At 72.0% G+C, this 14,356-nt stretch carries 10 protein-coding genes and 2 pseudogenes; 6 read left to right on the top strand and 6 right to left on the bottom strand.

The window, feature by feature from the left end; all coding sequences use genetic code 11:
* The first annotated feature begins 179 nt into the window (after nucleotides 1-179).
* From ACZ7HT_RS16050 to ACZ7HT_RS16030, 5 genes and pseudogenes are all read left to right on the top strand, one after another.
* Entirely contained in the window at nucleotides 180-1,160 is a 981-nt protein-coding gene (locus ACZ7HT_RS16050; protein ID WP_471165450.1) for an acyl-CoA desaturase, read from the top strand.
* Complete coding sequence (locus ACZ7HT_RS16045; protein WP_116160544.1) at nucleotides 1,157-1,849, top strand: TetR/AcrR family transcriptional regulator; 693 nt, start codon at nucleotides 1,157-1,159, stop codon at nucleotides 1,847-1,849. Before ACZ7HT_RS16050 ends, ACZ7HT_RS16045 begins: the two co-directional genes overlap by 4 nt.
* A gap of 231 nt (nucleotides 1,850-2,080) precedes the next feature.
* Nucleotides 2,081-3,805, top strand: a complete 1,725-nt coding sequence (locus ACZ7HT_RS16040) for an FG-GAP repeat domain-containing protein (protein WP_471165447.1) — start codon at nucleotides 2,081-2,083, stop codon at nucleotides 3,803-3,805.
* Between the two features lie 85 nt (nucleotides 3,806-3,890).
* Nucleotides 3,891-5,552: pseudogene (locus tag ACZ7HT_RS16035) on the top strand (FG-GAP repeat domain-containing protein); the annotation flags it as partial.
* Between the two features lie 483 nt (nucleotides 5,553-6,035).
* Nucleotides 6,036-7,499, top strand: a pseudogene (locus tag ACZ7HT_RS16030) (FG-GAP-like repeat-containing protein); the annotation flags it as partial.
* 231 nt (nucleotides 7,500-7,730) lie between these two features.
* Here the strand turns inward: ACZ7HT_RS16030 and ACZ7HT_RS16025 are convergent.
* Complete coding sequence (locus ACZ7HT_RS16025; protein WP_471165444.1) at nucleotides 7,731-8,564, bottom strand: trans-aconitate 2-methyltransferase; 834 nt, start codon at nucleotides 8,562-8,564, stop codon at nucleotides 7,731-7,733.
* A 163-nt stretch (nucleotides 8,565-8,727) separates the two neighbouring features.
* On the opposite strand from ACZ7HT_RS16025, the gene ACZ7HT_RS16020 reads away from it, so the two are divergent.
* Nucleotides 8,728-9,225 (top strand): MarR family winged helix-turn-helix transcriptional regulator, encoded by a 498-nt coding sequence (locus ACZ7HT_RS16020; RefSeq protein WP_056554248.1) that lies wholly within the window; start codon nucleotides 8,728-8,730, stop codon nucleotides 9,223-9,225.
* Here ACZ7HT_RS16020 and ACZ7HT_RS16015 read toward each other — a convergent pair.
* The 5 genes from ACZ7HT_RS16015 to ACZ7HT_RS15995 form a co-directional block, all read right to left on the bottom strand.
* Nucleotides 9,184-9,957 carry a LuxR C-terminal-related transcriptional regulator gene (locus tag ACZ7HT_RS16015; protein WP_471165440.1) on the bottom strand — a complete coding sequence of 258 codons (774 nt, stop codon included), beginning with the start codon at nucleotides 9,955-9,957 and terminating at the stop codon, nucleotides 9,184-9,186. The genes ACZ7HT_RS16020 and ACZ7HT_RS16015 overlap by 42 nt on opposite strands.
* Nucleotides 9,958-10,263: 306 nt before the next feature.
* Complete coding sequence (gene galK, locus ACZ7HT_RS16010; protein ID WP_471165437.1) at nucleotides 10,264-11,403, bottom strand: galactokinase; 1,140 nt, start codon at nucleotides 11,401-11,403, stop codon at nucleotides 10,264-10,266.
* Nucleotides 11,400-12,368 (bottom strand): UDP-glucose 4-epimerase GalE, encoded by a 969-nt coding sequence (gene galE / locus ACZ7HT_RS16005; RefSeq protein ID WP_471165434.1) that lies wholly within the window; start codon nucleotides 12,366-12,368, stop codon nucleotides 11,400-11,402. The genes galK and galE overlap by 4 nt, the downstream gene beginning before the upstream one ends.
* Nucleotides 12,365-13,408 carry a galactose-1-phosphate uridylyltransferase gene (galT, locus tag ACZ7HT_RS16000; protein WP_471165431.1) on the bottom strand — a complete coding sequence of 348 codons (1,044 nt, stop codon included), beginning with the start codon at nucleotides 13,406-13,408 and terminating at the stop codon, nucleotides 12,365-12,367. Before galT ends, galE begins: the two co-directional genes overlap by 4 nt.
* Nucleotides 13,409-13,525: 117 nt before the next feature.
* Nucleotides 13,526-14,209 (bottom strand): helix-turn-helix transcriptional regulator, encoded by a 684-nt coding sequence (locus ACZ7HT_RS15995; protein ID WP_471165728.1) that lies wholly within the window; start codon nucleotides 14,207-14,209, stop codon nucleotides 13,526-13,528.
* Nucleotides 14,210-14,356 lie beyond the last annotated feature (147 nt).

Raw genomic sequence — 14,356 nt, 5'->3', positions numbered from 1 at the left:
GTCCGACGTCCCCAGGATAGGTGTCCACATGGTGGGCGGCGGGCAGGCCCCTGTTTGTGCCCTCTTGCCGCGCGCCATGGCGCTGCCATACTTACGACGCCGTAGGTTACGGAGGCGTAGCCACGGATCCGTCCTTCGACGCGTTTCCCTCCACTCACCCCCCAGGGACAGTCATGACCATGAGCCCCGAGATGACGTCGGCGTCCGAGGCGCCGGACGCCGCCGAGGCGTCGCTGCCCTCCGCCACGCTGGGCGGGGACAGCAAGCGTTCGATCGAGCAGATCACTCTGCTGCTGTTCATCACGGTGCCGTTCCTGGCGCTGCTCGCGGCGGTGCCGCTGGCGTGGGGCTGGGGGGTGAGCTGGCTGGATCTGGGGCTGATGGTGGTCATGTACTACGTCGGCTGCCACGGGATCACGATCGGTTTCCACCGGTACTTCACGCACGGTTCCTTCAAGGCGAAGCGGCCGCTGCGGATCGCCCTCGCGATCATGGGTTCGCTGGCCGTCGAAGGCCCGCTCGTGCGGTGGGTGGCGGATCACCGCAAGCACCACAAGTTCTCGGACGCGGAGGGTGACCCGCACTCGCCGTGGCGGTTCGGCGAGACGGTTCCGGCGCTGATGAAGGGCCTGTGGTGGGCGCACATCGGCTGGATGTTCGACGAGGAGCAGACGCCGCAGCACAAGTACGCGCCCGACCTGATCAAGGATCCGGCGATCCGGGCGATCTCGCGCCAGTTCGTGCTGTGGACGATCGTGTCGCTGGCGATCCCGCCGGTGGTGGGCGGCCTGGTGACGATGTCGTGGTGGGGCGCGTTCACGGCGTTCTTCTGGGGCTCGCTGGTGCGGGTCGCACTCCTTCACCACGTCACGTGGTCGATCAACTCGATCTGTCACGCGGTGGGCAAGCGTCCGTTCAAGTCGCGTGACCGTTCGGGGAACGTGTGGTGGCTGGCGGTGCTGTCCTGCGGCGAGTCCTGGCACAACCTGCACCACGCGGACCCGACGTCGGCGCGGCACGGGGTGCTGCGCGGGCAGGTCGACTCCAGCGCGCGGCTGATCCGCTGGTTCGAGCAGCTGGGCTGGGCGAGCGATGTGCGCTGGCCGGCGAAGTCCCGCATCGAAGCCCGCCGCCAGAGCGCGTCCGCAGACGCGGCATGATGGAAGACGTGGCGATCGAGGGCAGGACCGGCGGTACCGGCAGCAGCGGCGGAGAGCAGAAGCCCCGGCGGGGGCGCCGGGTGCGGATGACGGGCGCGGAGCGCCGGGAGCAGCTGCTCGACATCGGTCGCACGCTCTTCGCGGAGAAGGGCTTCGAGGGCACGTCGGTGGAGGAGATCGCGGCGAAGGCCGGGGTCTCCAAGCCGGTGGTGTACGAGCACTTCGGCGGCAAGGAAGGTCTGTACGCGGTCGTCGTGGACCGGGAGATGCGGCAGCTCCTGGACGGGGTGACGGGGGCACTGACGGCGGGGCATCCGCGGGAGCTCCTGGAGCAGGCGGCGTTCGCGCTGCTCGACTACATCGAGAACTACACGGACGGGTTCCGGATCCTCGTACGGGATTCGCCGGTGGCGCAGTCGACGGGCACGTTCGCGTCGCTGATCAGTGACATCGCCACGCAGGTGGAGGACATCCTGGGCCTGGAGTTCAAGGCGCGGGGCTTCGACCCGAAGCTGGCGCCGCTGTACGCGCAGGCGCTGGTGGGCAGTGTGGCGCTGACGGGTCAGTGGTGGCTGGACGTGCGGAAGCCGGAGAAGTCGGAGGTCGCGGCGCATCTGGTGAACCTGGCGTGGCACGGTCTGGACGGTCTGGAGCAGAAGCCGCGGCTGATAGGGCACCGCAAGAACTGAGGGGACGCGGGCCGGGAGGCGAGAAGCGACCGGACGGTCGGATTCGGCGGGGTAAACATCTGGTCATCGGCGGCGCGGTGAGTAGACTCCTGTTCAACATCCGGGGGGGTGTTCCGACCGTCCTACGAGGTCGTCTCCGCGTGCTTTCCGCCATGCCCTGACGCCGTTCGACGCCTGTTCGAACCCCCCTGTTTGGTTCCGTCGAACCTCTGATCCCTGGGGGGGATCTTCTTGTTCTTCACGCGTTCCCAGCGTGCCCGCCGTCTCGCCGGCTGCACCGCTCTCGCCCTCTCCGCGGGCATGCTCCTCGCGAGCCCGGCGTCCGCCGACGCGCCGGCGCCGCACGCGTCGGTCGAGATACCGGCTCCGGCCGGTGTCGCGCTGCCGAAGCCGATCCTGCCGAAGGCCGACGGCGCCCGCGCCGGGATCTCCGGCACCGCGGGGGCCGGCAACGCGCCGCGCTCCGACGTGGACGGCGACGGCATCGGCGACGTCCTCTACCGCGGCTACAACGGCCAGATCTACTCGGTGCCGACCAGCGACGTCGCCGGAGCCAAGATCACCCGCAGCGACGACTCCACCCAGTTCGTCAACGACATCATCCCGATCGGCGACCAGGACCTGAACGGCAGCCGTCCCGAGATCCTTACGCTGTCGACCACCGGCCGCCTTGCCCTGTACGGCGACACCACCCAGTCCTACGGCACGTTCCGCTGGTCCGGCGCCGGCTGGGGGATCTACAACAAGGTCTTCTCGCCCGGTGACGTCAGCGGTGACGGCCGTGCCGACGTGCTGGCCCGTACGCCCTCCGGCGAGCTGTACGTGTACGTCTCCACCGGCTCGTACGGCGCCCCGTTCCACGCCCGCCAGAAGGTCGGCAACGGCTGGGGCGTCTACGACCACCTGATCGGTCTCGGCGACAGCGACGGCGACGGGCGCGGCGACTTCCTCGCCCGCACGCCCTCCGGCGTCCTCTTCTACTACGGCAGCACCGGCAGCCCGTACTCGGTGAAGCCCCGCAAGGAGGTCGGTCACGGCTGGAACATCTACAACCAGATCCTCGGCATCGACGACTTCAACCACGACGGCGTCGGCGACGTGCTCGCGCGGAGCAACGAAGGCACCCTGTACTCGTACAGGGGCACCGGCCGCGGCTACTTCAACACCCGCCGGCAGGCCAGCAGCGTCGGCACCTGGGCGAAGAGAGCGCAGCTGAGCGGCGCGGGCAACATCCCGGCGCACGGCAAGGAGGGCATGCTCGCCCGCGACAAGGCCGGCACGCTCTTCTGGTACGGCACCCGGGAGACCGGCAAGCTGACCCCGCGCCGGCAGATCAGCGACACGGGCGGCTGGGCCGGCGCCAACATGTACTTGACCAGCTCGATGGACGACGACGGCGTCTCCGAAGTCCTCGACATCTGGAACGGCCACCTCTACCGCGTCAAGGACGACCTCGGCGGCGGCTGGGGCATCTACAACCAGCTCATCGGCCCGGGCGACCTGAACGGCGACGGGCGCGGCGACCTGCTGGCGCGGGACCGTTCCGGCGTCCTGTACCTGTACCGCGGCAACGCGTACGGCACCGCCGTGAGCGCGCGCGTCAAGGTCGGCTCCGGCTGGGGCGCGTACGACCGCATCGTCGGCGCCGGCGACTTCACGGCCGACGGTCTGAACGACCTGGTGGCCCGCGCCAAGGACGGCACGCTCTACCTGTACCAGGGCACGGGCCAGGCCGGTTACCCGTTCAAGCCGCGCGTCAGGATCGGCGGCGGCTGGAACGCGTACCCGAAGATCGCGGCGCCCGGTGACATCACCGGTGACGGCAAGGCCGACCTGCTCGCGGTGAACTCGGGCGGCGAGCTGTTCCGCTACAGCGGCACCGGCGTGACGGGCGTCCCGTTCAAGCCGCGCGCCTCCATCGGCACCGGCTACCAGATCTACAACGGCCTGTACTAGTCGCCGTGCGCTCCCCGGAACGCCCCGCACCGGTTCGCCGGTGCGGGGCGTCCCCGCGTCCGTCCCAGAGGGTCGGGGGCGAGTCATGACCGGGAGGTATGCTCCCCCCACACCCGGGGGGGTTCGCCCTCGTACGCGTTTCCTCCGTAGCGAGGCGCCGCGGACCCGTGCCCGGACCGAAGACATCCTGATCCCTGGGGGGGATCTCTTGCGTTCTGTTCCCTTCTCCCGCGCGCGCCTCGGCGCCTGCACCGCGCTCGTCCTGTCCGCGGGCATGCTGCTCGCGACCCCGGCCTCGGCCTCGCAGCCCGGGCCGCGCCCGGCCGTCGAGAAGCCGGCGGCCCGCTTCACCCAGCCCTCCCCGACGCGGCCGACGATCGGCCCGCTGCGTCAGGGCGTCACGGCGGCCTCCGGCGTCGGCGCCTCGCCGCAGCTGTCGGACCTCGACGGCGACGGCGGCGGCGACCTGATCTACCGCGACTGGGACGGCAAGGTCTACACGTCCACGACCTCCGGCCAGGGCGGCGAGTTCACGTCCATCACGACGCCTCCGAAGGACATCATCCCGATCGGCAACCAGGACGGGAACGCCAGCGGCCCCGAGCTCCTGACGCTGTCCTCGCAGGGCGCCCTCCGGCTGTACGCCGACGCGACGCCGACCAGCGCGAGCTACGTCTGGCAGGGCAACGGCTGGAACATCTACAACAAGGTCGTCGCGCCCGGCGACGTCAACGACGACGGCCGCGCCGACCTGGTCGCCCGCGACCTCGACGGCAACCTCTACCTGTACTACGCCACCGGTGTCCGCACCGCGCCCTTCGCGTCGCGCGTGAAGATCGGCACCGGCTACAACATCTACGACCAGCTCCTCGGCATCGGCGACGACAACGGCGACGGCTGGGCGGACCTGATCGCCCGCGACACCGCCGGAAAGCTGTGGTTCTACGCCGGTACGGGCGACAAGGCCGGCCCGCTCGCCGCGCGGAGGCAGATCGGCACCGGCTGGGGCGCCTACAACCAGATCCTGCCCGTCGGCGACGACAACGGCGACGGCAACGGCGAGCTGATCGCCCGCGACGCGAAGGGCACGCTCTGGTACTACACCGGCAACGGCGACGGCACCCTCGCGGCCCGTCAGCAGCTCAGCGACACGGGCGGCTGGGCGGGCATCCCGCAGTTCGCCGGGGCGGGCAACAACCCGGTCACCGGCGAGAAGGAGGGCGTCCTCGCGCGGGACACCCGCGGCACGCTGTTCTGGTACCGCTCCTCGACCGGCGGCGGCCTCGAGGCCCGCAGCCAGCTGGGGAACGTCGGCGGCTGGAACGGCGCGAACTTCACCCACCTGTCCACGATGAACGCGGACGGCCAGTCGGACATCGCGAAGATCTCCCAGGGCCGCCTGTCCATCGACGGCACCGACATCGGCGGCGGCTGGGGCGTCTACAACACGATCGTCGGCGCGGGTGACCTGTCCGGCGACGGCAAGGGCGACCTGCTCGCCCGCGACGCCTCCGGCTACCTCTACCTGTACAAGGGCAACGGCTCCGGCACCGCCCTCGCCTCCCGCATCAAGGTCGGCACCGGCTGGGGCGCGTACAACAAGATCATCGGCGCCGGTGACTACACGGGCGACGGCCGCACGGACATCGTGGCCCGCACCTCTGCCGGAGACCTGTACCTCTACGCCGGCACCGGCACCGCCACCACGCCGTTCAAGGCCCGCCTGAAGATCGGCACCGGCTGGAACACGTACTCCAAGATCGTCGCCCCCGGCGACCTCAACGCCGACGGCAAGGCCGACCTCCTCGGCGTCACCTCCGGCGGCGACCTCTACAGCTACCTGAACACCACCCCGGGCAAGTTCGCCGCGCGCGTCAAGATCGGCACCGGCTACGGCATCTACAACAGCATGTCCTGACGATCCGCCAGGGCCCGCAAGGCGCCCCGCACCCGAGCCGGGTGCGGGGCGCCTGCTGTTCATCCGTAGATCGCTGGCGTCGGGCGCAAGCGTGAGTAGAATCGTGTTCAACATCCGGGGGGGTGTTCCGACCTTCGAACGAGGTCGTCTCCGCATGCCCAGTGGCCTGCGCTGACGCCGTTCGATGCCGTACGAGCCCCCCTGTGTGGTTCTGTCGAACCTCTGATCCCTGGGGGGGATCTCTTGCTGTTCCAGCACTCCAAGCGCGCTCGCCGCGTCGCGGCCTGCACCGCTCTCGCTCTCTCCGCCGGCATGCTCCTCGCGGGCACGGCCTCCGCCGCCGACACCCCGGCGCCGCTTCCGTCCATCAAGAAGGAGGCGCCCTCCTTCACCCCGCCCAAGCTGACGCTCCCGAAGCAGGGCGCCGCCCGCGCTGGCGCCGCCGCCGCCAGCGAGGCCTCCTCGCTGCCGCTGTCCGACCTGGACGGCGACGGCATCGACGACACCATCCTCCGCGGCACGGAGGGCGAGCTCTACTCGAGCACGTCCACCCAGACCGGTGACGTCTTCGACCTCTTCCGCGAGGACGAGGTCGCCAAGGACATCATCCCGATCGGCCAGCAGGGCGGTGCCACCACCGAGCCCGAGATCCTCGTCGTCTCGGAGAACGGCACGCTCAAGCTGTACGCGGACGCCGACCCGACCGGCACGCCGTACGAGCACACGGTCGGCGGCGGCTGGCAGGTCTACAACAAGGTCACCTCGCCCGGCGACGTGAACGGCGACGGCCGGGCCGACGTGCTCGCCCGCACCAAGGACGGCCAGCTGTACCTGTACCTGGCCACCGGCAACCTGGACGCGCCGCTCGGCGGCCGGATCCTCGTCGGCGGCGGCTGGGGCGCCTACGACCAGCTCGTGGGCCTCGGCGACGGCAACGGCGACGGCAAGGGCGACCTGTACGCCCGCGACACCGCCGGCACCCTGTACTTCTACGCCGGTACGGGCGACACGGCCCAGCCGTTCGCCGCCCGCCAGTCCGTCGGCGGCGGCTGGAACATCTACAACCAGATCCTGCCCGCCGGTGACGGCGACCTGCTCGCCCGGGACAACGCGGGCACCCTGTTCTACTACCCGGCCAACGGCAACGGCACCCTGGCCCCGCGCGTGCAGACCGGCGCCGCGGGCTTGTGGGCGGACGTCCAGCAGTTCGCGGGCGCCGGCAACATCCCGTACACGGGCAAGGAGGGCATCTTCGCCACCACGTCCGGCGGGGCCTGGTACTGGTACTACAACAGCACCACCGGCAAGCTGGACCCGCGCATCGAGATCATGGGCGCCGGCGGCCTGACGGGCGGTCCGGCCCCGCTCCACTTCTCGTCGATGAACGCCGACGGCATGTCCGACACCGGCTTCGTCTACAGCGGCCACCTGTGGATCGACGGCAACGACATCGGCGGCGGCTGGAGCGTCTACAACACCCTGGTGGCCCCCGGCGACCTGTCCGGCGATGGCAAGGGCGACCTGCTCGCCCGCGACGCCTCCGGCTACCTCTACCTGTACAAGGGCAACGGCTCCGGCACCGCCCTCGCCTCCCGCATCAAGGTCGGCACCGGCTGGGGCACGTACAACAAGATCGTCGGCGCCGGTGACTACACGGGCGACGGCCGCACGGACATCGTGGCCCGCACCTCCGGCGGAGACCTGTACCTCTACGCCGGCACCGGCAACGCCACCACGCCGTTCAAGGCCCGCCTGAAGATCGGCACCGGCTGGAACACGTACTCCAAGATCGTCGCCCCCGGCGACCTCAACGCCGACGGCAAGGCCGACCTCCTCGGCGTCACCTCCGGCGGCGACCTCTACCGCTACCTGAACACCACCCCGGGCAAGTTCGCCCCGCGCGTCAAGCTCGGCGGCGGCTGGGGGATCTACAACTCCGTCCAGTAACGGACCGAGTGCCTCACGGGCGCCCCGCACCGGATGCCCGGTGCGGGGCGTCCCCGTATGTCACGAGCCCTTGCGCGCGACGGCGAAGATCCTGCGGAAGGGGAAGACCGTGCCGTGCGGGCCGGGCGGGTAGGCCTCGCGCAGGAGCCTGCGGTACTGGCCGAGGAAGGCGTCGACCGCCTCCTGGTCCTCGCCCAGGGTGGTCAGGACGGGCCGCAGCGCCGTGCCCTTGACCCAGTCCAGGACCGGGTCCTCCCCCTGGAGCAGCTGGCAGTACGTGGTCTCCCAGACGTCCGTCTCGCAGCCGAGGTCGGTGAGGCGGGTGAGGTACTCGTCGGTGTCGAGGATGTGGACGTAGCGGCGGCCCTGGTCGCCGAGGCGGGCCCGCCACTCGGGGGTCTCGCAGAGCTCGCCGAGCAGGGCGTGGCTGGGCGAGGTGAAGTTGCCGGGGACCTGGAAGGCCAGGGTGCCGCCGGGACGGAGGCCTTCGATCCAGGCGGCGAAGGACTCGGGGTGGTTGGGCACCCACTGGAGGGCCGCGTTGGAGACGATCAGGTCGTACGGCTCGCCGGGGGTCCAGTGGGCGGCGTCGGCGGGCCGGAAGTCGAGCCAGCCGCCGCCCCTGGTGGTGCCCGACCAGTCCTTCTCGGCGCGCTCCAGCATCTCGGGCGAGAGGTCGAACCCGGTGATGTGGGCGTCGGTCCACCGGTCGGCGAGGAGGACCGTCACATTGCCGGGTCCGCAGCCGAGGTCGGCGATGCGGGCGGGACGCCGCTGGGCGGGCAGCTGCGGTATTCGGGCGAGGAGATCGAGGAACGGGCGGGTGCGGTGGCCGGAGTGTCGGAGGTACTGCTGTGGATCCCAGGTCGGTGCGGCGGTGTCCACGGAATGCATGTTCGAAGCCCCCTTGCTGGCACGTGTTGCCGAAGCGGAACGGAGTTCCGGCGGGGTCCCTTCCCCATAGTCCAGGAAAATATATCTTTACCTCAAGATACTTGATATAGAGAATCTTGAACACAAGAGACTTTATGTCAACAGACCCTCTACACTGATCGTCATGGAGGACGAGGTCGACCGACTGGTCGCAGCATGGCGCCGCGAGCGCCCCGACCTCGACGTGGAACCGCTCGAGGTGCTCAGCCGCGTCTCGCGGCTCGCCCGCCACCTCGACCGGGCCCGTCGGCTCGCCTTCTCGGAGCACCAGCTGGAGCCCTGGGAGTTCGACGTCCTCACCTCGCTGCGCCGCGCCGGAGCCCCGTACCAGCTCTCCCCCGGCCAGCTCCTCACCCAGACGCTGGTCACCTCGGGCACCATGACCAACCGCATCGACCGGCTCACCAAGAAGGGCCTCGTCGAGCGGCTCCCCGACCCCAGCGACCGGCGCGGGGTCCTGGTCCGGCTCACCCCCGAGGGCCGCGACCGCGCCGACGAGGCGCTCGCCGGACTCCTCGCCCAGGAGCGCGCCATCCTGGCCCAGCTCTCCCGCGCCCAGCGCGGCGAACTGGCCGGGCTGCTACGCCGGCTGACCGCCCCGTTCGACAACGTCCCCGGGTAGCGCCGGCTCCGCGGGGCCCACGCCCGCCCGGCGGGCCAGCGCCACCGCCGCGAGCGTCGAGTGCACGCCCAGCTTCCCCAGCACGTTCTGCATGTGCGTACGGACGGTGTGCGGGGAGAGGAAGAGGCGCTCGGCGACCGCCTTGCGGCCCAGACCCGCCACCATGCAGCGCAGCACCTCCCGCTCGCGCGGGGTCAGCGACTCCACGAGCCGCTCGCTGTCCGTCCGGTGCCTGCGGGCCTCCGTCAGCTCCCGCAGCACGCCCGTGAGCAGCGCGGGCGGCAGATGCGTCTCGTCCCGCAGCACGCCCCGGACCACCGCGAGCAGCCGCTGGAGCGAGCAGTCCTTCGCGACCCAGCCGGAGGCCCCCGCCTGGAGCGCGAGGGCGGCGCGGCGCGGGTCGTCCTTCTCGGCGAGGACGACCGTGCGGAGTGCGGGCTGCACCCGCCGTACGCCCGTGACCAGCGAGATCCCGTCGACCGTGCCCTCGGCGTCGTCGGGCACCGCGCGCGCCACGGCCGCGCCCGCCGCGGGTCCCGCGCCCAGCTCGGCGTCGACGAGCAGCACGTCGAACCTGCGGCCCTCCGCCGCGCCGCGCTCCAGGCAGCGCAGGGCCGCCGGGCCGCTGCCGGCGGCGGCGACGTCGACGTCGGGCTCCGCCGCGAGGGCGGCGGCCAGCGATTCGGCGAAGATGCGGTGGTCGTCCACCACCAGGACGCGGATGCGTGCCACGGACACTCCCAAGTGTCGAGGAACGGACCGACGCGGGTACGGCGCCGGAGGCGGGTCCGTCGTCGGCACGGCCGCCGCCGTGCGTTGACTGCTACCCCGCTTCTGGCGCCGTACCCGACGGGTCTCGCCCCCTGAACAGCACCGGCCCCCACCGGCGCTGCCCCTCAGAGTAGGGGCGGGGCGCCGTGGTGGGGGCCGTTTCGCGGAACTGTCCGAAGTCGTGGGAACGCGAGCGGTGGCCGGGGCGTAGGCCATCCGGGGTGAGGGCGGGTGCTCAGAGGCGGCGCGCGCCCACCCGGCGGTCGCTCAGAGGCGGCGCGCGCCCGCCGAGGGCACGGCCGGGAAGATCCCCGGGGCCGCGTGTCCGGCCGCGGCGAAGGCCTTCTCCACGGCGGCGGACGCCTCCTCCGCCCGCTCGGTCTCCACCAGCACGATGGCGGAGCCGCCGAAGCCGCCGCCGGTCATCCGGGCGCCGAGGGCCCCGGCCGCGTTCGCCGCCTCGACGACGAGGTCGAGCTCGGGGCAGGACACCCGCAGATCGTCCCGGAGGGAGGCGTGGCCCTCGGTGAGGACCGGGCCGACCGCGCGGGTGGCGCCGGCGTCGAGGAGGGCGATGGTCCGCTCCACGCGCGCGTTGTCGGAGACGACGTGCCGTACGTACCGCAGAATCGTCTCGTCGCTCAGTCGTGCGAGTGATTCGGGCAGATGCGCGGAATTGACTTCGCGCAGGGTGCGGACGCCGAGCGCCCGCGCACCCGCTTCACACCCGGCGCGCCGCTCGGCGTACGCGCCGTCGCCGAGCTCGTGCTTCACGCGGGTGTCGACGACGAGCAGCCGCAGCCCCTCCCCCGCCAGGTCGAAGGGGACCTGACGGTACGAGAGGTCCCGGGTGTCCAGATGGAGGGCGTGGCCCTCCTCGGCGCAGGCGGAGGCCATCTGGTCCATGACCCCGCAGGGCACGCCGACGAAGGCGTTCTCGGCGCGCTGGGCGAGCCGGGCGAGCTCGGGGCGGGAGAGCCCGAGACCGAACAGGTCGTTCAGGGCGAGCGCGATGACGACCTCCAGGGCCGCCGATGAGGAGAGCCCGGCACCGGTGGGCACGGTCGACGCGAGGTGGACGTCGGCGCCGGCGACCGGGTGCCCGGCCTCCCGCAGCGCCCAGACGACACCGGCCGGGTAGGCGGCCCAGCCGCCGCCGGAGAGCGGCTCCAGGCTTTCGACGTCCAGTCGGACGATCCCGCCGCCGGTGTCGGCGGAGTGCAGGCGCAGGACGCCGTCGTCACGCCGGGAGACGGCGGCGACGGTGGTGTGCGGCAGCGCGAGCGGCAGCACGAAGCCGTCGTTGAAGTCGGTGTACTCCCCGATCAGGTTGACCCGCCCGGGGGCGGCCCAGAGGCCGTCGGGCGCGGCGCCGTACAGCGCCTGGAAGTCGGCGGCGAGGCTCACGCGCCCTCCTCCTGGAGACGGGCGAAGGCCCAGGCGTCGGCGACGACGTCCGCGAGGTCCGGGCGGGACGGCGTCCAGCCGAGCCGCTCGCGGGCGGCCTCGGCGGAGGCGACCAGGACGGCGGGGTCGCCGGGCCGGCGCGGGGCGGTGAGCTCCGGGATCGGGTGTCCGGTGACCTTGCGGACGGTCTCGACGACCTCGCGGACGGAGAAGCCGTTGCCGTTGCCGAGGTTGCAGATCAGGTGCTCCCCCGCCGTCATGGCGTCGAGCGCGAGGAGGTGGGCCTCGGCGAGGTCGGCGACGTGGATGTAGTCGCGGACGCAGGTGCCGTCCGGGGTCGGGTAGTCCTCGCCGTACACGGAGATCGCCTCGCGCCGGCCGAGGGCGACCTGGAGGACGAGCGGGATCAGATGGGACTCGGGCGCGTGGCGCTCGCCGAGGGAGCCGTACGCCCCGGCCACGTTGAAGTAGCGCAGCGAGACGGCGGCCAGGCCGTGGGCGGCGCACTCACCGCCGATCATGTGGTCGACGGCCAGCTTGCTCGCCCCGTACGGGCTGGTGGGGGCGGTCGGCGCGGTCTCGGTGATCGGCACGGTCTCCGGCTCGCCGTAGGTGGCGGCGGTGGAGGAGAAGACCAGCTCGCGGACGCCGGCGGCGCGCATCGCGGCGAGCAGGGCCATGGTGCCGCCGACGTTGTTCTCCCAGTACTTCTCCGGCTTGGCGACGGACTCGCCGACCTGGGAGAAGGCGGCGAAGTGCAGCACGCCGTCGTAGGAGGAGTCGAGCCACCGCGCGGCGTCCTGGATGCGGCCCTCGATGAACTCGGCGCCCTCGGGGGCGGCTTCGGCGAAGCCGGTGGAGAGGTCGTCGAGGACGGTGACGCGGTGGCCCCGCTCCAGGAGGTGGGCGGCGACGACGCTGCCCACGTACCCGGCGCCCCCCGTCACCAGATACTTCCGTGTCATGCGCTTGCCACCTCTCGGAGTCGTCGGGCCGCGTCCTCCGGCCGGATGTCGTTCATGAACGCGCCCATGCCGGACTCGGTGCCCGCGAGGAATTTCAGCTTGTCAGAGGCCCGTCGGACGGTGAAGAGCTCCAGGTGCAGTCCGAAGTCCTCGCGCCGCTCGTCCGTGAACGGCGCCTGGTGCCAGGCGGCGATGTAGGGCGTCGGCGGCTCGTCCGGGCCGAAGATCCGGTCGAAGCGCCTCAAGAGTTCCAGGTAGACCTGTGCGCACTCTGTGCGCGCGGCGGCGTCGAGGGCGAGCAGGTCGGGCACCCGGCGCTTCGGGTGGAGGTGGACCTCGTACGGCCAGTGGGCGGCGTACGGCACGAAGGCGATCCAGTGCCCGGTCTCCAGGACCACCCGCTCGCCGTCGGCCCTCTCGCGGGCGACGACGTCGTCGAAGAGGTTCCGGCCGGTCGCCGCGCGGTGTTCGTCGGCGCGGCGGCGCATGGCGGCCGTGCGGGGCGTGACGTACGGGAAGGCGTAGATCTGGCCGTGCGCGTGGGGCAGGGTGACGCCGATCTCCGCGCCGCGGTTCTCGAAGCAGTAGACCTGCTCGACTCCGGGCAGGGCGGAGAGCGCGGCGGTCCGGTCGGTCCAGGCGTCGAGGACGAGCGCGGCGCGCTCCTCGGTGAGGTCGGCGAAGGAGTCGGTGTGGTCGTCGGTGAAGCAGACGACCTCGCAGCGGCCGACTCCGCCGGAGAGCGAGGGGAAGCGGTTCTCGAAGACCACGACCTCGTAGTCCGCCTCGGGGATCTCGCTCTCGCGGCCGTCCCGGGCGGGGCAGAGCGGGCAGGCGTCGGCCGGCGGGTGGTAGGTGCGGGCCTGCCGGTGCGAGGCGACGGCGACATGGTCGCCGGTGAGCTCGTCGTGACGGATCTCGGAGCGGGAGACGACGGGGGTGAGGGGGCGCGGGTCGACGGCGGTGCGGACGATGTCGTCGCGCGTGTCGTAGTAGATCAGCTCGCGCCCGTCGGCGAGCGTGGTGACGGTCTTCTTCACGGGGGTGCCCTCCGGGCAGGACCAAACAGAACCACGCACAAAGAATCACATTCGAACATCACCGTCAATGGCGAAGCCGGCCCCCTCACACGGAAGGGGCCGGCCGGACGTGCATCCTCAGCGCGGGCCGCGGGGTCCCGGCACCGCCCGGTCGAGCAGCCCCGTGCGCGCGGCGAGCGCCGCCGCCTCCAGGCGCGAACCCACCCCCAGCTTCATCAGGACCCGCTGCACATGCGTCCGCGCCGTGCTCGGCGCGATCCCCATCCCCGCCGCGATCAGCCGGGTGTCCTCGCCCTCCGCGACCCGCACCAGGACCTCCACCTCCCGCTGCGTGAGCAGCCGGAGCAGCCGCTGTGCCTCGTCGTCCGGCTGCGCCGAGGGATGCAGCAGCTCCGCGAAGGCCCCCTGGAGCAGCTGCGGCGACACCGCCGGCTCCCCCGCCCGCGCCTTCACCAAGGCCCGCTCGACGCCCTCGATGCGCTCGTCGTGCCGGACGTATCCCGAGGCGCCTGCCGCGAACGCCGCCGCGATCCCGCGCGGCGACGGCACCGGGCCGAGCACCACGACGGCCACCTGCGGCCGCTCCCGTTTGATCCGTACGACCGGGTCGAAGGTCCCCGGCGCGTCCGGCGCCGCGGTGCCCAGCAGGCAGACCTCCGGCGCCCGGCTCACCACCAGCTCCGCGGCCCCCGCCACCGGCGCGGCCGCCGCGAGCACCCGGTGCCCGCGCAGCTTCAGCGCCGAGGCGAGCGCCTCCGCGAGCAGGCGGTGGTCGTCCACCACCACGAGGCGTACGCCCATCCCGGTCATCCCCCCTCCGCCTGGCCGGCCGGACGCCCCGGCGGCCTGAAACCGGCAAGCTACACGCTCCCCCGCCCCGGCCGCCGACATGCGCGTGGGCCCCTCCGGATCACCGGAGGGGCCCACGGGGTCGTGCGGGTCGTCAGC

Source organism: Streptomyces sp. NPDC037410, from assembly GCF_055602235.1.
This window is presented reverse-complemented; position numbering and strand designations above follow the sequence as displayed.

What these genes read in the sequence shown, in the direction of transcription:
- ACZ7HT_RS16050 (WP_471165450.1), top strand. Translation starts at nt 180, where the DNA reads ATGAGCCCCGAGATGACGTCGGCGTCCGAGGCGCCGGACGCCGCCGAG.
- ACZ7HT_RS16045 (WP_116160544.1), top strand. Translation starts at nt 1,157, where the DNA reads ATGATGGAAGACGTGGCGATCGAGGGCAGGACCGGCGGTACCGGCAGC.
- ACZ7HT_RS16025 (WP_471165444.1), bottom strand. Translation starts at nt 8,564, where the DNA reads ATGCATTCCGTGGACACCGCCGCACCGACCTGGGATCCACAGCAGTAC.
- ACZ7HT_RS16020 (WP_056554248.1), top strand. Translation starts at nt 8,728, where the DNA reads ATGGAGGACGAGGTCGACCGACTGGTCGCAGCATGGCGCCGCGAGCGC.
- galE (WP_471165434.1), bottom strand. Translation starts at nt 12,368, where the DNA reads ATGACACGGAAGTATCTGGTGACGGGGGGCGCCGGGTACGTGGGCAGC.
- ACZ7HT_RS15995 (WP_471165728.1), bottom strand. Translation starts at nt 14,209, where the DNA reads ATGGGCGTACGCCTCGTGGTGGTGGACGACCACCGCCTGCTCGCGGAG.